The organism is Bradyrhizobium sp. IC4059 (assembly GCF_020193615.1).
Taxonomy (GTDB): domain Bacteria; phylum Pseudomonadota; class Alphaproteobacteria; order Rhizobiales; family Xanthobacteraceae; genus Bradyrhizobium; species Bradyrhizobium yuanmingense.
Genome location: NZ_JADYVH010000004.1, coordinates 95,240 through 116,575, shown reverse-complemented (window position 1 = coordinate 116,575; position 21,336 = coordinate 95,240). Strand labels below are relative to the sequence as shown.

Below are 21,336 nucleotides of genomic sequence, written 5' to 3'. Positions count from 1 at the left end.
AAGGGGCGCTCTGATGGCCTCCTGCAATCGGGTGATGCATCATGGATTTCGACCAGTTGACACTGACGGAGGCCGCGGCCGGCCTCGCCGCCGGGACATTCACGAGCACCGCACTCACCCGGGAAGCCCTGGCCCGTGCCAAGGCCAACGCCGAGCTCAATGCCTTTGTCACCCTGGACGAAGCCGGCGCCTTGAAGGCCGCGGCCGCGTTCGACGCGGCAGGCGACAAGACAAAGCCGCTCGGCGGCGTACCTATCGTGATCAAGGACAATATCGAGGTCGCGGGACTGCCCTGCAGCGCCGGCACACCGGCGCTGAAGGATTACATTCCGAAGGCCGACGCGCCTGTCGTGACAAAGCTGCGCGATGCCGGGGCGGTCATCATCGGCAAGACCAGCATGCACGAGCTCGCCTTCGGCATCTCCGGCTACAACACCGCGTTCAAGACCGGCGCCGAGTATGGCGTGCGCAACGCCTATGATCGCACTTTGATCGCCGGCGGCTCCTCGTCAGGCACGGGGGCGGCGATTGGCGCACGGATCGTCGCCGGCGGGCTCGGCACGGACACCGGCGGATCGGTGCGGGTGCCTGCCGCCCTGAACGGATGCGCCTCGCTGCGCCCGACGGTCGGCCGCTACCCGCAAGACGGCATCGCACCGATCTCGCACACCCGCGATACCGCAGGCCCGATGGCTGCGACCATGGCGGATGTCGCGCTGCTCGACCGCGTCATCGCCGGTGGCGATGCGCTTGCGCCGGCGGATCTGACGCAGGTCCGCGTCGGCCTCGCGAGATCGATGCTGGCCAATCTCGATGCCGACACCGAGGCCGCGTTCCAGGAAGCCGTCGCGAAAATGAAGGTGCAAGGCGTCACGGTCGTCGGGATCGAGATGCCGCAACTGGCAGAGCTCGACGCCCAGGTCAGCTTTCCCGTCGCGCTGTACGAGGCCTATGACGATCTGGTCGCCTATCTCAGGCACACCGGCACCGGCCTCTCCATCGCGGCATTGGCGGAGCAGATCGCCAGCGCCGATGTGAAGGGCACCTATGACGGCTTGGTGATCCCGCGCAAGCTGCCTGGTCCCGACGGCACCCTGGTCGACGCCAAGCCGATCTACGACGCCGCGATCGAGATTGCGCGCCCCGCGCTGCAGGCGCTGTACACCAGGAGCTTTGCCGACAACCGGCTCGATGCGATCGCCTTCCCGACCACGCCGCGCGTCGCCATCCCCTCCAATCCGGAGTCCAGCAGCCTCGAGAATTTCGGCCTGTTCATTCAGAACACGGACCCCGGCAGCAATGCCGGGATTCCCGGCATCCAGATCCCGATCGCGCTCGGTGCCAGCAGCAGATTGCCGATCGGGCTTGAGCTCGATGGCCCCGCTGGTAGCGATTCCCGCCTGCTCGCGATCGGCATGGCGCTCGAGGCTGCGTTCGGCCGCTTGCCGCCACCGGCTCGCTGACGGACTCCCTCCGGAAATGATGGAAGGTGGCGCCTCGTTCGTTCGGCCGGCCGGACAAGGCGAGGGGAGGTCCGATCCCGTTCATCGTGGTATTTCGATGGGGGTGGGCGTACCTTCCTTATCGCTGTCGAATATGATCAGGACGCGCAATCCGGCGGAAGTCGCGCCCAGCGGCAGTAGTCCCTCCGGCTTTCGCTTTGGATCGAACGGGAGTTCCTTCAATAGCCGTACGGTCTCGGACGCTCCGTCCCAAGAATATATTGCGTAGGCTCCCGGCCCGTCCGCACCAGGACCGGCCAGGATGAGGGTGCGATCGCCGAACGCGGCGAGATCGCGTACACCCCTGTTGTCACCGAGCGGAAGTCGGAACAGCCGGTGAGACGTGCTTTTTCGATCACCGAACAGCGCGTCTATCTCTACCGACAGGACGACGGCGCGATTGTCGTTCAAGACGGGGCCCCGGAATCCCGCGAGCAACGTCCGATCGTCCTTGATCGCCAGGCCCTCGATGGTCAAGCCGTTCTTCTCCAGCCTGATATCCATGAACTCGAGAAGCGCAGGTTCGGCCGCGATGACCTCTCGCAATTGCCCTGTACGCTCGATGCCCGACGCATTGCCATCTGCCCCCGTCGTGCGGAACCGAACGATCTGGCTGCTTGCGGCAATCCTCGCCCGAATCTTATCGGCATCTTTCTTGGGGTCGAGCTTGTGGTCCTTGTCCCGCGGATGGCCATGCGAGCCGATGACGTAATACTGCCGTTTGGAGAAGGCGACGCCCTCGCCATCAAGTTCGAGCGCCTTGCCATTGAACGTGTTGTTGATCAACTTCACGGGGCTGCCGGCGACGAGCTTGCCGTCGGTCAATTCGATGAATTGAGCGCCCTGGAGATTGTCGTCGATAACGAGGCACGAACGGGGAAACCCATCAGCGGTCGTGCAGGCGATGCCGCTGACATCCTTCGACTTGCCTCCGTCCTTGCCGATCAGCTTGTTCTTGACCGGCCACGCATCGTCGGCCGCAGCAGGAGAAGGCTGCACGCCACCCGCCATCACGAGGCCGAGCAGCAAAGTCGCAATCCATCCTGCTCTGGCAATGGTCATCGAAGCCTCCCTAGAGCCGCAGTCGGGCCAGACCAAGTCATCCAGCTCCATCACAGGATGATGCCGCCAATCCCTTGCGAAGCTCTCACGCAAGCGAACGTTGACCGGCTTGCCGCCGGTCGATCCGTCAAACATGGAAGAGCAACAGATGGAAGAGGAGAAGCTAGAAAGCTGGCCTTGACGAAACGTCGTATCAAAAAGAATCGAACCGAATGCCTCGGTCTCAAATACATCATTCATATCTCAGGTTGTATTGTTGCAGACAACTCGGCGTTGTCAACACGCTTTCTGCCGCACGTGCAGCCGGCGGCGAAAGGTCTCATGAATACGGGTTGATCAGCTTCTGCTGCTCGGCGCTGTGGTGCACGAGCAGGTCGATGAAGGTCCTCACTTTCGCCGACAGATGATGACGATGCGGATAGACCGCGTTCATGGAGAGCTCGACCGTCCGATATTCCGGCAACAGGCGCACGAGGCGGCCAGCTTCGAGATCATCCTGAATGAGGAACCCCGCCATCAGGCAGATTGCGGCGCCCTCCAGCGCGACCTCGCGCAGCGCTTCTCCGCTATTGGTGACGAAGCTGCCGGAGACGCGCACCGAGGCCGGCGTGCCCTTGCGATCGAGGAAGCGCCATTCGTCGCCGAACGGATAGTTCAAGTGCCGACCACAATTGTGCCCGGTGAGCTCGTCGAGCTTCTGCACCCGGCCGTGCTTCTCGATGTAATCGTGGGAGCAGCACAGCACGTGGCGCCAGGTGGCAAGGCTGCGCACGATCAGGCTTGAATCCGGTGGCTGTGTCATGCGCAGGGCAACGTCATAGCCTTCTTCGATGAGGTCGACCTCGGCCTCGCCCATGCGCAGATCGATCTTGAGCTCCGGATAGGTCGACAGCAGTTTGGCCGCAATCGGCGCGACGAACGGCACCATGTGCGTGGCGACGTGAATGCGCAGCGTCCCGCGCGGCACCGACTGCAATTCGCTCGCGATGTCGTCGGCCTGTTCGATATCGGCGAGAATCTGCACGCAGCGGTCGTAATAGGCCTTCCCGATCTCGGTCAGATTGACCTTGCGCGTGGTGCGGTGAAGCAGCCGCACCCCGAGCCGGTCTTCCAATGCCTGCACGTGATTGCTCACCATGGTGGTCGACATGTTGAGCTTGCGGGCTGCTGCGGAGAAGCCGCCGGTCTCGACCACCCGGCTGAACACTTCGAGGCTGGTCAATCGATCCATGGCTTTCCTTGCACTGGGATGTGCGCCTCAGCAGCAATCGCGCTGGCGTAGCCGCGCTCCTGACCCGGGAGACATCACGAACCGGGGTGACCGCTCAGATTATCCACCCTGAATGGATAATCCTTCCAGAATCTAGCCGATTATCATCCAAGCCAGCAAGACCGATAGTCTCAGCAGCCGACAGGAGACTGCAATGTCCGAAATGCCCCGCACCGAGACCTTCCAGCAAGCCACTGAAATCACGCGCGATTACGCCAAGGCGCCGTCCGCTATCCCGGCCCGGAACAGGGTTCGGCGCGCGGCCTTGGTGCTCGCGCTGCTCGCAGGCACTGCGACCATGGCCTACTACGGACACGATTACTGGACCAACGGCCGATACCTCGAATCCACCGACGACGCCTATGTGAAGGCGGATTCCACGATCGTCGCGCCGAAGGTCTCCGGCTACATCGCCAAGGTGCTGGTCGGCGACAATGAGAAGGTTCGGGCAGGCCAGCTGCTGGCCAAGATCGATGACCGCGATTTCAAGGCGGCACTCGACCAGGCGAAAGCCGACGTCGCTGCCGGCGAAGCCTCGGTCCGCAACATCGACGCCCAGCTCGAACTGCAGCAGCCGATCATTGAACAGAGCACCGCCGACGTCGCCGCTGCAGAAGCCAATCTGAAATTCGCGCAGGAGGAGCGCGCCCGCTACGACGACCTCATGAAGTCGGGCTCCGGCACGATCCAGCGCGCGCAGCAGACCGACGCGGCGCTGCGCGCCAGCAGCGCGCAATTGCAGCATGCCAAGTCCGGCCTCGTCGCCGCGCAGCGCAAGGTCGACGTGCTCACCACCCAGCGCGCCCAGGCCACCGCCCAGCTCGAACGCGCCCGCGCGGTCGCGCAGCAGGCGGCGCTGAACCTGTCCTATACCGAGATCACCGCGCCGGTGGACGGCACGGTCGGCGCCCGCAGCTTGCGTGTCGGCCAATACGTGCAGGCCGGCACGCAATTGATGGCGGTGGTGCCGCTCGACGCCGTCTACGTCGTCGCCAATTTCAAGGAGACCCAGCTCACCCATGTGCGGCCGGGCCAGCCGGTCGAGCTGCACGTCGACAGCTTCCGCAACATCAGCCTGCGCGGCCATGTCGACAGCCTGTCGCCGGCGAGCGGGCTCGAATTCGCGCTGCTGCCGCCCGACAACGCCACCGGCAATTTCACCAAGATCGTGCAGCGCGTTCCGGTGAAGATCGTCCTCGACGACCACAGCCTCACCGGCTTGCTGCGGCCCGGCATGTCCGCGGTGCCGACCGTCGACACCAAACAGGCGGTGCTGGCCGAGCGCGAGACGGCCAAGCGCCTTGCCGACAATACGTCCCGCGCGAATGGGGGTTGAAGCCATGGGCACGCTCCAACCGGCCCTCAACGCCACCTCCGCCAATCTTCCCGCCCCCGTAGCATCCGCCGCGCCGGCGGTGTCGACAAAGACCTGGATCGCGGTGATCGGCGCCACGCTCGGCGCCTTTATGGCGGTGCTGAACATCCAGATCGTCAACGCCTCGCTCGCGGACATCCAGGGCGCGATCGGCGCCGGCATCGACGACGGCGGCTGGATCTCGACCTCCTATTTGATCGCCGAGATCGTGGTCATCCCGCTGTCGGGCTGGCTCGCGCAGGTGTTCTCGATCCGCATCTATCTGCTCACCAACGCGATCCTGTTCCTGGTTCTGTCCGCGGCCTGCGCACTGGCGCAGGATCTGTCGCAGATGATCGTGCTGCGTGCCATCCAGGGCTTCACCGGCGGCGTGCTGATCCCGATGGCCTTCACGCTGATCATCATGCTGCTGCCGCGCGCCAAGCAGCCGGTCGGCCTTGCGCTGTTCGCGCTGTCGGCGACTTTCGCGCCGGCGATCGGCCCGACCATCGGCGGCTATCTCACCGAGAATTTCGGCTGGCAATACATCTTCTACGTCAACCTGGTTCCCGGCGCGATCATGGTCGGCATGCTCTGGTACGCGCTCGAGCCCAAGCCGATGAAGCTGGCGCTGCTTCGCGAGGGCGACTGGGCCGGCATCATCACCATGGCGATCGGCCTGTCCGCGCTCCAGACCGTGCTGGAGGAAGGCAACAAGGACGACTGGTTCGGCTCGCCGTTCATCGTCAAGCTCTCGATCATCGCCGCTGTTGCGCTGACGGCATTCCTGATCATCGAGCTCACGGTGAAGAAGCCACTGCTCAATCTGCGTCTGCTCGTGCGTCGCAATTTCGGCTTCGGCATGCTCGCGAACTTCCTGCTCGGCATTGCACTCTACGGCTCCGTGTTCATCCTGCCGCAATATCTGGCGCGTATTCAGGGCTACAATGCCGAGCAGATCGGCATGGTGCTGGCCTGGACCGGGCTGCCGCAACTCGTGCTGATCCCGCTGGTGCCGCGCCTGATGCAGAAGTTCGATGCGCGGATCATCATCGGCGTCGGCTTCGTTCTGTTCGCAGCATCCAACTTCATGAACATCAACATGACCAACGACTATGCCGCCGACCAGCTGCTGTGGCCCAATATCGTGCGCGCCATCGGCCAGGCGCTGGTGATGGCGCCGTTGTCGGCGGCCGCGACCGCAGGCATCGAAGCGGAGAATGCGGGCTCGGCCTCCGGCCTGTTCAACATGATGCGCAATCTCGGCGGCGCCGTCGGCATCGCGCTGCTGCAAACCGTGCTGTCCAAGCGCGAGCAATATCACTCCAACGTGCTGATGCAGTCGGTTTCTGTGTTCGAGGAGGCCACGCGCACGCGGCTCGAGCAGCTCACGCAATATTTCGTCAATCACGGCGTTATCGACCGTGCGGACGCCGCGCATCGCGCCTATGTCGCGATCGGCCATACCGTGCAGAAGCAGGCCTATATCTTCGCCTTCAGCGATACTTTCTACCTGCTCGGAATGGCGCTGATCGTCGCTCTCATCGCCGTATTCTTTCTGAAGAAGCCTGGCCAGGTCTCGGCCGGCGGAGCCCACTGATCAACCAACGAAAAGGAGAACGACCATGAAGCCCCGCATGAACTACTATCAGGCCGCACCCGATACGATCAAAGCGCTGATGGCGCTGGAGGCGCAGATCCAGTCGACGGGCGTCGAGAAATCGCTGATCGAGTTGGTCAAGATCCGGGCCTCGCAGATCAATGGCTGCGCCTTCTGCATCAACATGCACACCGAGGACGCCCGCAAGCGCGGCGAGACCGAGCAGCGCATCTACCTGCTCAATGCCTGGCGCGAATCCCCGCTCTATTCCGACCGCGAGCGCGCCGCGCTGGCCTGGACCGAAGCGGTGACGCTGATCTCAGAGACGCATGCGCCCGACGAGACTTACGAACAGGTCCGCGCGCAGTTCTCCGAGGAGGAGACGGTGAACCTGACCATGCTGATCGGTGCCATCAATGCCTGGAACAGGATCGCGATCGCATTCCGCGCCGTGCATTCGGTGAAGGTGAAGGCGTCAGTGGCTTAAACCGACGGCAACGGACGGTCGCGTAGGGTGGGCAAAGCGTAAGCGTGCCCACCATTCTTCAGCAAAAACGTGAGAAGGCGTGGGCACGGCGCAAGCGCGCCTTTGCTCACCCTACGACAGCTGCCTATGCCGCTTACACCGCCGTCGCCTTGGCGAAGTCCACGTAAATCTCGCGCAGGCGCGTCGCCATCGGGCCGGGCTTGCCGTCGCCGATCGTCTTGCCGTCGATGGCGACCACCGGCTGCACGAAGGAGGATGCGCTGGTGATGAAGGCTTCCTTGGCGGCGAGCGCTTCGGCGACCGTGAAGGAGCGTTCCTCGACGCGCAGCTGGCGCTCCTCGGCAAGCGCAATCACGGCCTTGCGGGTGCAGCCGGGCAGGATCGCGTTGGAGTTCTGGCGGGTGACGATGACGTCGTCCTTGGTCAGGATGAACGCCGTGGACGAGCCGCCTTCGGTCACATAGCCATCCTGCAGCATCCAGGCTTCGCCGGCGCCGGCTTCCGCCGCGGCCTGCTTTGCCAGCACCTGCGCCAGCAGCGCCACGCTCTTGATGTCGCGGCGCTCCCAGCGGATGTCGGGCACCGTGATGACGTTGATGCCGGTCTTGGCCACCGCGGCATTGATGATGTCCTTCTCCGACGTGAACATCACCAGGCTCGACCTGACGTCAGCCTTGGGGAACGGGAAGTCGCGCCCCTTGTCGGCACCGCGCGTCACCTGGAGATAGACGAGGCCGTTCACGAGCTTGTTGCGCGCGATCAGCTCCTTCTGCAGCTCGGTGATGCGCTCGATGGTCTCCGGCAGCTTCAACTTGATCTCGCCGACGGACCGCTCCAGCCGCGCCAGATGCGAAGCATTGTCGACCAGCTTGCCGTCGAGCACGGCCGAGACCTCGTAGATGCCGTCGGCGAACAGGAAGCCGCGATCGAGCACCGAGATCTTGGCTTCCGAGAGCGGGACGAATGAGCCGTTGACGTAGGCGATCGAGTCCAAGGCAGGTCTCCTGGGGAGGGAAGGGATTTGGCCACCGGTATAGGGGATTTGGCGGGCTGGATAAACCCTACCCTCGTCATCCCGGGACGCGCGTAGCGCGCGCTAAGTGCGCAATTGCGCACCTGAGGATCCATACCCCCGATGGTGGTTATGGATTCCGGGCTCGCGACTGCGTCGCGCCCCGGAATGACGGTGGCGGTGATTAATGCGAAAGAATCTTCGACAAGAACTTCTGCGCGCGGTCGCTGCGGGGCTTGCCGAAGAAATCGTCCTTCGCTGCGTCCTCGACGATCTCGCCGCGGTCCATGAAGATGACGCGGTTGGCGACCTTGCGGGCAAAACCCATCTCGTGGGTGACGACCATCATGGTCATGCCCTCGCGGGCGAGATCGACCATGACGTCGAGCACCTCGCTGACCATTTCCGGATCGAGCGCCGAGGTCGGCTCGTCGAACAGCATCACGATCGGATCCATCGCGAGCGCGCGAGCGATGGCGACGCGCTGCTGCTGGCCGCCGGAGAGCTGCGCCGGGAATTTCTGCGCCTGCTCCTTCAAGCCGACGCGCTCGAGCAGCTGCATGCCTTTGGCCTGCGCCTTGTCATGCCCCCTACCCAGCACCTTCTCCTGCGCCAAGCAGAGATTGTCGATGATCTTGAGGTGCGGAAACAGCTCGAAATGCTGGAACACCATGCCGACGCGCGAGCGCAGCTTCGGCAGATCGGTTTTGGGGTCGTTGACCTTGGTGCCGTCAACGAGGATGTCGCCGCTCTGGAACGGCTCCAGCGCATTGACGCATTTGATCAGCGTCGACTTGCCCGAGCCGGAGGGGCCGCAGACCACGACGACCTCGCCCTTGGTGACATTGGTGGTGCAGTCGGTCAGCACCTGGAAGGTGGGGCTGTACCATTTGTTGACGTGGCTGATTTCGATCATGAGCGGGGAGCCCTAGCGAATGATGGCGATGCGCGCCTGGAGGCGGCGGACGCCGTAGGACGCGATACAGGAGATGGTGAAGTAGACCACGGCGGCGAACAGATACATTTCGACCAGGCGGCCGTCACGCTGCGCCACCTTGCTCGCCGCGCCCAGGAAGTCGGTGATCGACAGGACGTAGACCAGCGAGGTGTCCTGGAACAGCACGATGGTTTGCGTTATCAGCACCGGCAGCATGTTGCGGAAGGCCTGCGGCAGCACGACGTAGCGCATGCTCTGGGCGTAGGTCAGCCCCAGCGCACTCGCCGCGGCCGGCTGGCCGCGCGAGATCGACTGGATGCCGGCGCGCATGATCTCGGAGAAATATGCCGCCTCGAACATGATGAAAGTGACGAGCGAGGACGTGAACGCGCCGACGCTGATCGGACGCGAGGCGCCTGTCACCCACTGCCCGATATAGGGCACCAGGAAGTAGAACCAGAAGATCACCAGCACCAGCGGCAGGGAGCGCATGAAGTCGACATAGATGCCGGCGATGCGGCCCAGAATCTTGAATCCGGACAGGCGCATCAGGGCGAGCGCCGTACCGAAGACTAGGCCGCCGAGAGCTGCGAGGAAGGTCAGCGTCAGCGTGAACGTCATGCCCTCGTAGAACAGATACGGCAGCGCGCGGCGGATGACGTCGAAATCGAGATTGCCGAGCATCGCTTATTTCCCCGTGATGTAGCCGGGGATCGCAACCCAGCGCTCGAGGAAGCGCATCGCGGTCACGACGACGGCGTTGACGAGGAGATAGAGGATGGTCGCGGCGGTGAAGGCCTCGAACACCTGGAAAGAGAATTCCTGCATCGAGCGCGCCTGTCCGGTCAGCTCGAGCAGGCCGATGGTGATGGCGACGGCGGTGTTCTTGATGGTGTTGAGGAATTCAGACGTCAGCGGCGGCAGGATGATGCGGAAGGCCATCGGCAGCAGCACGTAGCGATAGCCCTGCACGGTGGTCAGGCCGAGCGCAGTCGCCGCCATCTTCTGCCCGCGCGGCAGCGAGGAGATGCCGGCCTGCAGCTGCACGGCTACGCGCGCCGACATGAAGAAGCCGACCCCGATCGCCGCCGTCCAGAACGGCGCGTTCGGCAATTGCTTCAGCCACAGCCCGGCCGCCCTCGGCAGAATTTCCGGCAGCACGAAAAACCACAGGAAGAGCTGCACCAGAAGCGGCATGTTGCGGAAGAATTCGACGTAGGCGAAGCCGAACCAATTGGCGCCCTTCGACGGCAGCGTGCGCATGACGCCGACGATCGAGCCTGTGATCAGCGCGATCACCCAGGCCAGCGCCGCGGTCTTGAGGGTCAGCGCCAGCCCCGACAGCAGCATGTCGAGGTAGGTGCCGGTCCCCATCGGATTCGGCTGGAAGAAGATTCCCCAGTTCCAGTTGTAGTTCACGTGTCCCCCGCGCGAACGCGCCCGTCATTGGACGTCTTGAGCGCCTATGCAAATGTCCGGCCACCCTGGTGTCAAGAGTGGCCGGACATGATCCCGATCGAAAAATCGAGGTTTTATCTTACTTGTAGTCGTCCGGGTTCGGCGAGTCCGTCGGCTTGGCGAACTCGTTCTTCAGCTCGGCCGAGATCGGCGTGTTGAGGTTCAGGCCCTTCGGCGGGATCTTCTGGGTGAACCACTTGTTGTAGATCTTCTCGGCCTCGCCGGAGGTGTAGAGCGCGGCGGTCGCCGCATCAACCACCTTCTTGAAGGCGGGATCGTCCTTGCGCAGCATGATGCCGTAGGGCTCGGGCTTGGAGAACGCGTCCTTGGAGATAACGTAGTCGTCCGGGTTCTTCGAACCGGCGACGAGGCTCGCCAGCAAGATGTCGTCCATGACGAAGGCGACCGCGCGGTCGGTCTCGACCATCAGGAAGGCTTCGGCGTGATCCTTGGCCGGAATGATGTTAGCGCCGAGGCCCTTGGCGACATTGGCTTCGGTGAGCTGCTTAATGTTGGTGGTGCCGGCGGTCGAGACCACGGTCTTGCCCTTGAGGTCATCGATCGACTTCAGGCCGCTCGACTTCTTGAAGACATAGCGGCTGGCGGTCAGGTAGTGGGTGTTGGTGAAGGCGACCTGCTTCTGGCGCTCGGCATTGTTGGTGGTCGAGCCGCATTCGAGGTCGATGGTGCCGTTGGCCATCAGCGGGATACGGGTCGCCGAGGTCACCGGGTTGAGCTTGACCTCGAGCTTGTCGAGCTTGAGCTCCTTCTTCACGGCGTCGACGATCTTGTAGCAGATGTCCATCGCGAAGCCGACCGGCTTCTGGTTGTCGTCAAGATAGGAGAACGGGATCGAGGAATCGCGGAAACCGAGCGTGATGGCGCCGGTGTCCTTGATGTTCTTCAGCGTGCCGGTCAGCTCCTGGGCCCCGGCTTGGCTGACGACGAGGGTCGCGGCGAGCGCGAGCCCGATGTGACGGAAATGTTTCACGTTTTTCTTCCCCTTTCGGATGATGCGGCCCGGATGCAAGCACAAATCGGGCCGGATTAGAATGTAACTTTCGGCTGGATTATCGGCTCAGGTTAACGGGCCAGTCGGTGGCTTTGGCAACTCGCCGAGATCCCAGAACAGCCCGGCCATCACCGTCAAGGCCTCTTCGGTCAATGGCAGCAGGATGTGCTCATTGGGCGCATGCTGGGAGCAGCCGGGATAGGAATGCGGCACCCAGATCGTCGGCAGTCCCAGGATCTCGGAAAACACGTCGTTGGGCAGCGAACCGCCGAAATTCGGCAGCACGGCCGGCGCCTTGCCGGTGGTCTCTCGCACCGAATCCGCCGCCCATTTGATCCACGGGCTGTCGAAATCGGTGCGCGATGCAGCAAAACTCTGCGCCGCGCGCACCTCGACCATCGGAAAACCGCGTCCGACCAGATGCGCGCGGACAGCGTCGATCAGCCCCTCAACCTTCGTCCCGACCACGAAACGCAGTTGCAGCACGGCATTGGCCTGGCCCGGAATCGCGTTGGCCGGCTTCTCGATATTGCCTGAGGACATCGCCAGCACTTCCAGCGTGTTCCAGGCGTAGAGCCGTTCAGCGGCCGATAGACCCTCCTCGCCCCAATTTTCGGCCAGCGCCGGCTCGTCCGCAGTCGGCACCACCTCGACGTCGGCGAGATAGGAGCGGATCTGGTTGGTCAGCCGCGGCGGCTTCAAGGCATCGAGCTGGAGACGGCCGCGGCCGTCGACCAGGGTGGAGATCGCGTTGACCAGGATGGTCGCGGGGTTGGCGAGCACGCCGCCCCAATTGCCGGAATGGTGGCCGCCGTCGCGCAAGTTCACGTCGAGATGGATGCGGATGCCTCCACGACAGCCGAGAAACAGCGTCGGCCGATCGGCCGAGAGGCGCGGCCCGTCGGAGGCCATGAACAGGTCGGCCTTGAGCGCGTCGCGATGGAGATCGCAGACCTTGCCGAGATCGGGCGAGCCGATCTCCTCGCCCATCTCGATGATGAACTTGGCGTTGAAGCCGAGCTTACCGCCGCGCGCCTCGCGCACCGCACGCAGCGCGGCCATATTGATGCTGTGCTGCCCCTTGTTGTCGGCGGTGCCGCGGCCATAGAGGCGCGTCCCGGAAGCATTGGTGCGCCAGGGATCCCGGCCATCACGCCACTCGCCTTCCATGCCGTCGACGACATCGCCATGGCCGTAGACCAGCACGGTCGGCGCAGACGCGCTCTCGTGATGCTCGGCGAACAGGAACGGCGCCTTGCCGCTCGGGGATTCGACGATGCGGCTGGAAAAATCGAGCGCGGCGAAAGCCGGCTGCATCTCCTGCTGCAGATAGGCGCGCAGCTCGGGGCCGCGCTGCGGATTCTGGCTCTCGGTCTTGTAGGCGACGCGGCGATCGAGTTCAGCGAGGAACGCGCCGGACTTGAAATCCTCACGGGCGCGGGCGATGGCGTCGGCTCTGGTCATGCTTGCTTTTCGAGACTGTGAGACGAAGGACCTTACCCGACATGGGTTGGCCCTCGAAAGTGGCGGGGACTTGGATGGTTTCTTGTAGTTCTCTTGTAGCTCTCTTGGGATTTCGTTCTTGCTTCCTTGAGACTGGCTTGCCAGGCACAGCTGCGACGCTGACTTTGGCCTTGCCAAGCGCAAGCCTTCTATCTTGGCCCTTGCCAAGGGCCAATTATATGCAAGAACTTCGCCAAGTTGGGGCGCACATCTATCATTCGAAGAGCGCTCAGTACAGGGCGCCGAGGGACCAGCATGGCCAAAGAGATCAGGCTCAACGCCTTTGCGATGAATTGCGTCGCACACCAATCACCGGGCCTGTGGACCCATCCGCGCGACCGTACCGCCGAGTATAACCGCCTGTCCTACTGGATCGATCTCGCCAAGACGCTGGAGCGCGGCCGTTTCGACGGGCTGTTCCTGGCCGACGTGCTTGGCGTCTATGACGTGTATGGCAACAGCCCTGACGCAGCCTTGCGCAATGCAGCGCAGACGCCGTCGAACGAGCCGCTGCTGCTGCTGTCGGCGATGGCGGCGGTGACGCAAAATCTCGGCTTCGGCGTCACCAGCAATCTGTCCTTCGAGCCGCCCTATCCGTTCGCACGGCGGATGTCGACGCTCGATCACCTCACCGAGGGGCGGATCGGCTGGAACGTCGTCACCGGCTATCTCGACAGCGCCGCGCGCGGTGCCGGCAAGGACAAGCAGACCGGCCATGACGACCGCTACGACATCGCCGACGAATATATGGAGGTCGTCTACAAGCTCTGGGAAGGCAGCTGGGAAGACGATGCCGTGCTGCGCGACCGCAAGCGCGGCATCTTCACCGACCCGGCAAAAGTTCATCGCGTCAATCATGCGGGCGCGAACTACCGCATCAACAACACCATTCACCTCAGCGAGCCCTCGCCGCAGCGCACGCCCGTGCTGTACCAGGCCGGCACCTCGCCGCGCGGCCGGCAGTTCGCGGCCAGGCACGCCGAGTGCGTGTTCATGTCGGGACCGTCAGCCAAGGTGATCGCGCCGCGCGTCTCCGCAATCCGGCAGGAGGCGGCCGCACTCGGCCGCGATCCGGCGGAGATCCTGATGTTCTCGATGATGACGATCATCCTCGGACGGACGGAAGCCGAGGCGAAGGAAAAATACGCCGACTACCGCCGCCACATCAGCCCAGAAGGCGCGCTGGCGCTGATGTCGGGATGGACCGGCGTCGACTTCTCCGGCTACGACCTCGACCAGCAGGTGCGCCACGTCCAGAACGATGCCGGCCGCAGCGCGATGGACAACGTGACCCGCGCCGACCCTGACCGCGTCTGGACCGTGCGCGACGTCATCGAGCATGTCGGCATCGGCGGCGCTGGCCCGGTCGTGGTCGGCACGCCCGAGATGGTCGCAGACAAGATCGAAGCATGGTTCGAGGCGACGGATGTCGACGGCCTCAACGTCGCGTTCGCGATCTCGCCCGGCGATTTCGAGGATATCGCCGACATGCTGGTGCCCGAGCTGACGCGGCGCGGAAGGTACAAGAGCGAGTACGCCAAGGGCACGTTGCGGGAAAAACTGTTCGGCGAGGGCCGCGCGCGCCTCGACGCGCCGCATCCCGCGGCGGAGTATCGCGTGGGGAAGAAGGGGTAGGCGGAAGATCGCGCCACAGCCAGGCTGTCGTCCCCGCGAAGGCGGGGACCCATAACCACAGGAAGTAGTTTGGCGAAGACTCGGGAGCTCGATACGCCTACCAGCCGCAGTCGATAGATCACGCGGTATGGGTCCCCGCCTTCGCGGGGACGACTGCGGGGCTACACCTTCCCGTCCACCATCACCTCGATCAGCTTGGTTCCCGGCCGATTGAACGCTGACGTCAGCGTTGCCTTCAGTTCGCTAACATCGCTGACCTTGATCGCCTCACAGCCGAGTGCCTTGGCGACGCCGGCGAAATCGACCGGCGGATCGACGAAATCCATGCCGACGTAATTGTCATCGCCGTGGAAGGCGAGCAGGCGCTGCTTGATGATGCGATAGCCGCCGTTGTTGGCGATGACGACGTTGAGCGGCAGCTTGTGATGCGCTGCGGTCCAGAGCGACTGGATCGAGTACATCGCGCTGCCATCGCCGGAGAAGCACACCACGGGGCGATCGGGATTGGCAATGCTGGCGCCGACCGAGGCCGGCAGGCCCCAGCCGATGCCGCCGGAGGCGAGCCCGTGATAGCCGTAGCGGTCGCGATGCGGATGCAGGGCCGTGATCTGGCGGCTGGAGGTGAGACCTTCGTCGACCAGGATGGCGTTATCGGGCATGGCCTCGACCATTTGCAGCACCAGGAAGTCCGGATCAATCGGTGTGCGGCCGGCACTCTTGCCGATCTGCTCGACCAACGCGGCGCGGCGCGCGGTCCAGTTCTTCGGCGCGAGCTCGGCGAGACGCTGCTTGGCGCGGCTCGCGAGGGCCGCGCCGCCCATCTCCTTGAGTACCGGGATCAGCGCGCGCAGTGTTTCCTTCAGATCCGCCTTCAGCGCGATCTCGGCCCCGTAGTTCTTGGCAATCTCCCAATCGATGAGACCGATCTGCACGATGCCGAGGCCCTCAGGCAGCGCGTCGACCTCGCTATAGACCGACATCCGCAGCGGGTCGCCGCCGAGGGCGATCAAGAGATCGTACGGCGCGAGCGTATCGCGCGCGGCCTTCTGCACGCGCGCGAGCGTGCCGACGAAGCTCGGGCTTTCGGACAGAAAGTGCGAGCCGTAGGGCGTCGAGGACTGATAGGCCGCAGCGCCGAGCAGCTCGGCCAGTTCAGCCGCCTCCGTCAAAGCATCGCTCTTGACCACCTCGTCCATGGTCACGATCACGGGACGCTCGGCCTTGAGCAGACGTGCGGCAAAGGCCTTCAGCGCCTCGTCCGAAGGTTTCGTGCGCGCATCGATGCGGGTGGAACGACCGAGATCGAGTCCCGCCTCGCTGTTGAGGATGTCGCCGGGCAGCGAGATGAACACCGGCCCGGTCGGCGGCGTCATCGCCACCTTGGCGGCGCGGCGCACGATGCGCGGCAGGTCCTCCAGCCGTGTCACCTCGACGGCCCATTTCACCAGCGGCTCGGCCATGCGCACCAGCGGACCATAGAGCACCGGCTCCATCAGACCGTGGCCCTGCTCCTGCTGGCCCGCCGTCAGGATCATCGGCGTGCCCGTGAACTGGGCGTTGTAGAGCGAGCCCATGGCGTTGCCGAGGCCGGGCGCGACGTGAACGTTGCAGGCGACGAGCTTGCCCGAAGCGCGGCTGTAGCCGTCGGCGATCGCGACCACCAGGCTCTCCTGCATCGCCATCACATAAGTGAGATCGGGATGGTCCTTCAGCGCATGCATGATCGGCAGTTCGGTGGTTCCAGGGTTGCCGAACAGATGCGTGATGCCCTCGTCCTTGAGCAGCGCGAGAAAGGCGGAGCGGCCGGTGATCTTGTCCTTCATGTTTCCTCCAGGAGCGGACCGTTGCCGCAAGGACCGAAAGCATGATGGCCGAGATGCTGGCAGAGGCGCAAGGAAGCGCGGTCATGGCTGCGTTGCGCGGGAGAGGCGCTACATCTCCTCCCGCCCGAGTTCGAACGGGTCGTCCCCGCCAGCGCGCTTCTTCCTTTTCGAGCGCTGCCAGACGACGCCGGGAAAGCCCTTCAGCGGCACCAGGGACTCGCCGGTATAGGCCCATTCCTGCAGCTCTTCGATGGCGATGTGATAGAGCGGCTGGCGGCCGGTGCGCTCGTTGAACAGGGCGCGCGGGATGTTGACCATGTGCGGCCCGCGCGGGCGCTCGTACATGATCGGCGTGCCGCAATGCGAGCAGAAGCTGCGCGCGGTCTTCGTCGCCTTGTCCTCGTAGCGGGTCAGCGCGGTCTTGCCCGAGGTGATGCGGAATCGCTTCTTCCAGCTTCCGACATAGGTGGCGTAGGCCGCGCCATGGGCGCGGCGGCTGGCGGCGGAATGATCGTGCCAGGCCCAGCGCGCGGGCACGTCGATCTCGAAGGCGACCTTGCCGCAGAGGCATTGGCCGGTGGCGATCCCTGCGGCGGCTGCGGCTTTGGCCATGGACGTCTCTCCGTCGTCATCGCTAGCGCAGCGAAGCAAGCTCGTCATTCCGGGGCGATGCGAAGCATCGAGCCCGGAATCCATCCCACGTCCAGGTATGCGGCCCGATGGATTCCGGGTTCGCGACTTCGTCGCGCCCCGGAATGACAGATCAAGCCGGCGTCAGCTCGTCATACACCGGATAATCCGTGTACCCCTTCTCCTCGCCGCTGTAGAACGTCGCGCGATTATACGGCGTGATCGGGTAGCCGTGCTCGAGACGACGCGGCAGATCAGGATTGGAGATGAAGATGCGGCCGAAGGCGATGATGTCCGCATGTCCGTCGGCGATCGCCGCATTCGCGGTCTCCCCGGTGAAGCCGCCGGCGGTCATCAGCACGCCGCTGTAGAGCGGACGGAACAGCACCATCGCCGATGGCACGTTCTGCCAGTTGACCTCGGCGCGGCCCGAGCCGCTGGAGCGCGGTTCGATGAAATGCAGGTACGCCAAACCCAGGTTCTCGAGCGCCTTCACGACATGGGTATAGAGCGGCATCGGATCGGGCTCGCCGGAATCATTGGCGATGCCGTAGGGCGACAGCCGCACAGCGACACGGTTCGAGCCCCAGACGTCGATCGCGGCCTGCGTGACCTCGAGCAGAAGGCGCGCACGGTTCTCGATTCCGCCGCCATATTGATCGGTGCGCTGGTTGCTGCGCGATTGCAGGAATTGCTCGAGCAGATAGCCGTTGGCGCCGTGGATCTCGACGCCGTCGAAGCCGGCGGCGAGCGCGTTCTTGGCCCCCTGCCGGAACGCCTCGACGATGCCCTTCACCTCATCAGTCTCCAGCGCGCGCGGCGTCTCGTAGTCGGCGATCTTTCCGTCGGCCGTCATCGCCTTCATGCCTTCGGCCTTGATCGGAATTGCCGAGGCCGAAACCGGCAGCTCGCCGCCGTGGAAGGAGGAATGAGAGACGCGGCCGACATGCCAGAGCTGGAGAAAGATGATGCCGCCCTTGGCGTGCACGGCATCCGTCACCTTGCGCCAGCCCGCGACTTGCGCCTCCGAATAGATGCCGGGTGTCGCCGGATTGCCGCGGCCGTGCGAGAGCACCGGCGAGGCTTCGGCGATGATCAGGCCGCCCTTCGTCGCACGCTGGCCGTAATATTCGGCGTTGAGTGGCCGCGGCGCGAAAGTGTCGCGCTCGGCCCGCATGCGCGTTAGCGGCGCCATCGCGACGCGATGCGCGAGCTGGTAGGGACCGACCTGCAACGGCTTGAACAAGGCTTCGAATTTCATGTGGTCCCCGGATGTCTTTGAAAGGATGCAGATGATTGTGAGGGAGACTGACCGCCTGAAGGCGGTGGTTGTTCTCCCTCTCCCCGTTCTTACGGGGAGAGGGTTGGGGTGAGGGGCTGCCTCGGCAATCGCGGTGAGAGTGGACTCGCGGAGAGTCCCCCTCACCCGGAATCCGCGCGTGGCGCGAATTCCGCCTCTCCCCGCAAGCGGGGAGAGGCGAAGGAGAGCCGGCCTTACGCCGTCTTGATCCAGACGGCCTTCACGTTGAGATATTCCTCGACGTGCTGCTTGCCGGATTCGCGGCCGTAGCCGCTCATCTTGTAGCCGCCGAACGGCACGGCCGGATCCATCGCCTGGTAGCAGTTGACCCACACCGAGCCGGCACGCAAGCGTTTCGCCACCGCATGGGCCTTGCTGACGTCGCGCGTCCACAGACCGGAGCCGAGGCCGAACGTGGTGTTGTTGGCGCGTTTGACCAGCTCGTCCATGTCCTTGAACGCGATTGCGGAGATGACGGGGCCGAAAATCTCCTCCTGCGCGATGCGCATGTTGTCCTCGACACCCGCGAACACCGTCGGCGAGACGAAGAAGCCCTTCGACAGCGCGCCTTCGGTGACCCGTCCGCCGCCGGCAAGCGCCTTCGCGCCCTCCTTCTGGCCGATGTCGAGATAGCCGGTGACGCGCTCGAGCTGCTGCTCCGAGACGAGCGGCCCGATCTGCACGTTGGGATCGAGGCCGTTGCCGACCTGCAGCTTCTTGCCGAACTCGGCGACGCGGCCGACGAATTCGTCATAGATCGAGTGCTCGACAAACAGGCGCGTTCCGGCGCTGCAGATCTGCCCTGAATTGGCGAACACCGCCATCGCCGCGCCGGGCACGGCGGCGTCGAGATCGGCATCGGCGAACACGATGTCCGGCGACTTGCCGCCGAGCTCGAGCGAGACGCGCTTGAGATTGCCGGCGGACGCACGGATGATCGACTGGCCCGTGACATGCGAGCCGGTGAAGGCGACCTTGTCGACGTCGTGATGCGAGGCGAGCGCCGCGCCCGCGGTCTCGCCATAGCCGGGGACAACGTTGATGACGCCGGGCGGCACGCCCGCTTCCATTGCGAGCTCAGCGATGCGCAGCGAGGTCAGCGGCGCTTCTTCGGCAGGCTTGAGCACCACGGTGCAGCCGGTCGCGATCGCCGGGCCGATCTTCCAGATCGTCGCGGTCAGCGGCCCGTTCCAGGGAATGATGGCGCCGACGACGCCGATCGGCTCCTTCAGCGTGTAGGAGAATATCTCGCCGGGTAGCGAGTTCTCGATGGTCTCGCCGTGGATCGCGGTGGTCTGGCCGGCGTAATAGCGCAGCATGCCGACGGCGCGCAGGCGGTAGGCACGGGTGCGGCTCAGCGGCGCGCCCATGTCGAGCGTGTCGAGCTGCGACAATTCGTCGAAATTCTTCTCGACGAGATCGGCGAGCCTCAGGAGCAGGTTCTGCCGCTCGAACGGCTTGACCTTACTCCACGGGCCTTCGAAAGCGCGACGCGCAGCCGCGACCGCACGATCGATGTCTTCCTTGTCGCCTTCGGCGACGGTTGCGAGCAGCTCGCCGGTGGCGGGATTGCGGGTCTCGAAGCGCTTGCCCGAGGCTGCATCGACCCACTTGCCGTCGATCAGCATCTGCTTGTAGGACCCGTTGGCGAACGGATGGCGCGTGATCGGAATAGCCTGCGACACAGCCATGGCTGCACTCCCTGTCAGTTGAATTGATTGGTTCGATCTGGGCGGGATCGTTCGGCCGAGGATACAGCCGCGCCTGATAGGCGTAAAGGCAGCGCGGAACGAAGACCTCCCATGCCGACTTGTGCAGGGTCGCATCGCTGCCATGCTATAGCTCGGCTGAAGGCTTTCCACGGAGACGCTCGATGTCACATCCCGCCATCGTCAAGGACAATGTTGCCGTGATCACGGGTGGCGCAGCCGGCATCGGATTTGCCGCCGCCGCGGCATTTGCGCGCGCTGGAATGAAGGTATGTATCGCGGATGTCGACGAGACACGCTTGGCAGAAGCTGCAACAAAATTGTCATCCGTAACATCGGCCGCAAACGTCATGACCTCGGCCGTCGATGTCAGCAGGATCGAGAGCGTGACGGAACTCGAGCGCGCCGTCCACGCGCGGTTCGGCGGCACCGATGTCCTCATGAACAATGCCGGCATTCAGCCCGGCAGCACCTTGTTCGACGCGCCGGACAATTGGCAACGCATCATCGCCGTCAACATGTGGGGCATCATCAACGGCTCGCGCATCTTCGCGCCAAACATGATCGCCCGTGGCAGGCGCGGCCTCATCATCAACACCGGTTCCAAGCAGGGCATCACCACGCCGCCCGGCGATCCCGCCTACAACGTCTCCAAGGCCGGCGTGAAGGCCTTCACCGAGGCGCTCCAGCACGAGTTGCGCAACACCAATGACTGTCGCGTTACGGCGCACCTGCTGATCCCGGGCTTCGTCTTCACCGGCCTGACCGCAAAGGGACGCACCGAGAAGCCGGCCGGCGCCTGGACGCCGGAGCAGACGGTCGATTTCATGCTGGCGCGGCTGGCGGCCGGCGATTTCTACATTCTCTGCCCGGATAATGACGTGCCGCGCGCGCTCGACGAGAAGCGCATGCTCTGGGCGGCCGGCGATATCGTCGAGAACCGCCCGCCATTGTCGCGCTGGCATCCGGATTACGCCGATGCGTTCGCGAAGTTTGTGGCGCGAGAGTAGGCCTGCACCGCTCTCTCGCTCGCCCCCAGGGC

General features: G+C 64.1%; 18 protein-coding genes. 6 read left to right on the top strand and 12 right to left on the bottom strand.

Translation table 11 applies throughout. The features are described 5' to 3' along the window. Positions 1-41 precede the first annotated feature (41 nt). Positions 42-1,463, top strand: a complete 1,422-nt coding sequence (iaaH, locus tag I6F12_RS14110; protein ID WP_036021070.1) for an indoleacetamide hydrolase — start codon at positions 42-44, stop codon at positions 1,461-1,463. An 81-nt stretch (positions 1,464-1,544) separates the two neighbouring features. On the opposite strand, the gene I6F12_RS14105 is transcribed toward iaaH, so the two are convergent. Beyond that, positions 1,545-2,804 (bottom strand): DUF3616 domain-containing protein, encoded by a 1,260-nt coding sequence (locus I6F12_RS14105; RefSeq protein ID WP_225156657.1) that lies wholly within the window; start codon positions 2,802-2,804, stop codon positions 1,545-1,547. A 79-nt stretch (positions 2,805-2,883) separates the two neighbouring features. Beyond that, positions 2,884-3,795 (bottom strand): LysR family transcriptional regulator, encoded by a 912-nt coding sequence (locus I6F12_RS14100; RefSeq protein ID WP_035997299.1) that lies wholly within the window; start codon positions 3,793-3,795, stop codon positions 2,884-2,886. A 193-nt stretch (positions 3,796-3,988) separates the two neighbouring features. Between I6F12_RS14100 and I6F12_RS14095 the strand changes: the two genes are divergently transcribed. From I6F12_RS14095 to I6F12_RS14085, 3 genes are read left to right on the top strand one after another with little or no spacing between them, the layout of a single operon-like run. After that, the gene (locus tag I6F12_RS14095) at positions 3,989-5,170 is read left to right on the top strand and encodes an HlyD family secretion protein (protein WP_225156656.1); all 1,182 of its coding nucleotides are present in this window, start codon (positions 3,989-3,991) and stop codon (positions 5,168-5,170) included. 4 nt (positions 5,171-5,174) lie between these two features. Then, positions 5,175-6,788, top strand: a complete 1,614-nt coding sequence (locus I6F12_RS14090; RefSeq protein WP_225156655.1) for an MDR family MFS transporter — start codon at positions 5,175-5,177, stop codon at positions 6,786-6,788. A 25-nt stretch (positions 6,789-6,813) separates the two neighbouring features. Then, positions 6,814-7,275, top strand: a complete 462-nt coding sequence (locus I6F12_RS14085) for a carboxymuconolactone decarboxylase family protein (protein WP_225156654.1) — start codon at positions 6,814-6,816, stop codon at positions 7,273-7,275. 133 nt (positions 7,276-7,408) lie between these two features. Here the strand turns inward: I6F12_RS14085 and I6F12_RS14080 are convergent, their stop codons facing one another. The 6 genes from I6F12_RS14080 to I6F12_RS14055 all read right to left on the bottom strand — a co-directional run bounded on the left by I6F12_RS14080 (position 7,409) and on the right by I6F12_RS14055 (position 13,158). Beyond that, positions 7,409-8,269 (bottom strand): D-amino-acid transaminase, encoded by an 861-nt coding sequence (locus I6F12_RS14080; RefSeq protein ID WP_036021055.1) that lies wholly within the window; start codon positions 8,267-8,269, stop codon positions 7,409-7,411. 202 nt (positions 8,270-8,471) lie between these two features. Further along, entirely contained in the window at positions 8,472-9,203 is a 732-nt protein-coding gene (locus tag I6F12_RS14075) for an amino acid ABC transporter ATP-binding protein (protein ID WP_035997285.1), read from the bottom strand. A gap of 12 nt (positions 9,204-9,215) precedes the next feature. Further along, on the bottom strand, positions 9,216-9,908 hold the full coding sequence (locus I6F12_RS14070; RefSeq protein WP_035997282.1) for an ABC transporter permease subunit: 693 nt from the start codon (positions 9,906-9,908) through the stop codon (positions 9,216-9,218). A gap of 3 nt (positions 9,909-9,911) precedes the next feature. After that, positions 9,912-10,643, bottom strand: a complete 732-nt coding sequence (locus I6F12_RS14065) for an amino acid ABC transporter permease (RefSeq protein WP_035997279.1) — start codon at positions 10,641-10,643, stop codon at positions 9,912-9,914. 118 nt (positions 10,644-10,761) lie between these two features. Beyond that, on the bottom strand, positions 10,762-11,673 hold the full coding sequence (locus I6F12_RS14060) for an amino acid ABC transporter substrate-binding protein (RefSeq protein ID WP_225111556.1): 912 nt from the start codon (positions 11,671-11,673) through the stop codon (positions 10,762-10,764). An 87-nt stretch (positions 11,674-11,760) separates the two neighbouring features. Beyond that, positions 11,761-13,158: a M20 family metallopeptidase gene (locus I6F12_RS14055; protein ID WP_225156653.1), complete on the bottom strand. Its 1,398-nt coding sequence runs from the start codon at positions 13,156-13,158 to the stop codon at positions 11,761-11,763. 294 nt (positions 13,159-13,452) lie between these two features. On the opposite strand from I6F12_RS14055, the gene I6F12_RS14050 reads away from it, so the two are divergent. Continuing rightward, positions 13,453-14,832, top strand: a complete 1,380-nt coding sequence (locus tag I6F12_RS14050) for an LLM class flavin-dependent oxidoreductase (RefSeq protein ID WP_036021046.1) — start codon at positions 13,453-13,455, stop codon at positions 14,830-14,832. A 161-nt stretch (positions 14,833-14,993) separates the two neighbouring features. Here I6F12_RS14050 and I6F12_RS14045 read toward each other — a convergent pair whose 3' ends face one another. The 4 genes from I6F12_RS14045 to I6F12_RS14030 all read right to left on the bottom strand — a co-directional run bounded on the left by I6F12_RS14045 (position 14,994) and on the right by I6F12_RS14030 (position 20,276). Next, positions 14,994-16,655 (bottom strand): thiamine pyrophosphate-binding protein, encoded by a 1,662-nt coding sequence (locus I6F12_RS14045; protein WP_225156652.1) that lies wholly within the window; start codon positions 16,653-16,655, stop codon positions 14,994-14,996. A gap of 108 nt (positions 16,656-16,763) precedes the next feature. After that, positions 16,764-17,267 carry a GFA family protein gene (locus I6F12_RS14040; RefSeq protein ID WP_225156651.1) on the bottom strand — a complete coding sequence of 168 codons (504 nt, stop codon included), beginning with the start codon at positions 17,265-17,267 and terminating at the stop codon, positions 16,764-16,766. A 151-nt stretch (positions 17,268-17,418) separates the two neighbouring features. Continuing rightward, entirely contained in the window at positions 17,419-18,546 is a 1,128-nt protein-coding gene (locus I6F12_RS14035) for an alkene reductase (protein ID WP_225156650.1), read from the bottom strand. A 233-nt stretch (positions 18,547-18,779) separates the two neighbouring features. Then, positions 18,780-20,276, bottom strand: a complete 1,497-nt coding sequence (locus I6F12_RS14030) for an aldehyde dehydrogenase family protein (protein WP_225156649.1) — start codon at positions 20,274-20,276, stop codon at positions 18,780-18,782. Between the two features lie 182 nt (positions 20,277-20,458). Here I6F12_RS14030 and I6F12_RS14025 point away from each other — a divergent pair, with 182 nt between their 5' ends. Continuing rightward, positions 20,459-21,304 (top strand): SDR family NAD(P)-dependent oxidoreductase, encoded by an 846-nt coding sequence (locus I6F12_RS14025; RefSeq protein WP_225156648.1) that lies wholly within the window; start codon positions 20,459-20,461, stop codon positions 21,302-21,304. Positions 21,305-21,336: the final 32 nt, after the last annotated feature.

Excerpts from the sequence above, each read along its gene's own strand:
- I6F12_RS14025 (WP_225156648.1), top strand. The coding sequence starts at position 20,459 with ATGTCACATCCCGCCATCGTCAAGGACAATGTTGCCGTGATCACGGGT.
- I6F12_RS14095 (WP_225156656.1), top strand. The coding sequence starts at position 3,989 with ATGTCCGAAATGCCCCGCACCGAGACCTTCCAGCAAGCCACTGAAATC.
- I6F12_RS14045 (WP_225156652.1), bottom strand. The coding sequence starts at position 16,655 with ATGAAGGACAAGATCACCGGCCGCTCCGCCTTTCTCGCGCTGCTCAAG.
- I6F12_RS14040 (WP_225156651.1), bottom strand. The coding sequence starts at position 17,267 with ATGGCCAAAGCCGCAGCCGCCGCAGGGATCGCCACCGGCCAATGCCTC.
- I6F12_RS14050 (WP_036021046.1), top strand. The coding sequence starts at position 13,453 with ATGGCCAAAGAGATCAGGCTCAACGCCTTTGCGATGAATTGCGTCGCA.
- I6F12_RS14075 (WP_035997285.1), bottom strand. The coding sequence starts at position 9,203 with ATGATCGAAATCAGCCACGTCAACAAATGGTACAGCCCCACCTTCCAG.
- I6F12_RS14055 (WP_225156653.1), bottom strand. The coding sequence starts at position 13,158 with ATGACCAGAGCCGACGCCATCGCCCGCGCCCGTGAGGATTTCAAGTCC.
- I6F12_RS14105 (WP_225156657.1), bottom strand. The coding sequence starts at position 2,804 with ATGAATGATGTATTTGAGACCGAGGCATTCGGTTCGATTCTTTTTGAT.
- iaaH (WP_036021070.1), top strand. The coding sequence starts at position 42 with ATGGATTTCGACCAGTTGACACTGACGGAGGCCGCGGCCGGCCTCGCC.
- I6F12_RS14085 (WP_225156654.1), top strand. The coding sequence starts at position 6,814 with ATGAAGCCCCGCATGAACTACTATCAGGCCGCACCCGATACGATCAAA.
- I6F12_RS14035 (WP_225156650.1), bottom strand. The coding sequence starts at position 18,546 with ATGAAATTCGAAGCCTTGTTCAAGCCGTTGCAGGTCGGTCCCTACCAG.
- I6F12_RS14100 (WP_035997299.1), bottom strand. The coding sequence starts at position 3,795 with ATGGATCGATTGACCAGCCTCGAAGTGTTCAGCCGGGTGGTCGAGACC.
- I6F12_RS14070 (WP_035997282.1), bottom strand. The coding sequence starts at position 9,908 with ATGCTCGGCAATCTCGATTTCGACGTCATCCGCCGCGCGCTGCCGTAT.
- I6F12_RS14030 (WP_225156649.1), bottom strand. The coding sequence starts at position 20,276 with ATGGCTGTGTCGCAGGCTATTCCGATCACGCGCCATCCGTTCGCCAAC.
- I6F12_RS14090 (WP_225156655.1), top strand. The coding sequence starts at position 5,175 with ATGGGCACGCTCCAACCGGCCCTCAACGCCACCTCCGCCAATCTTCCC.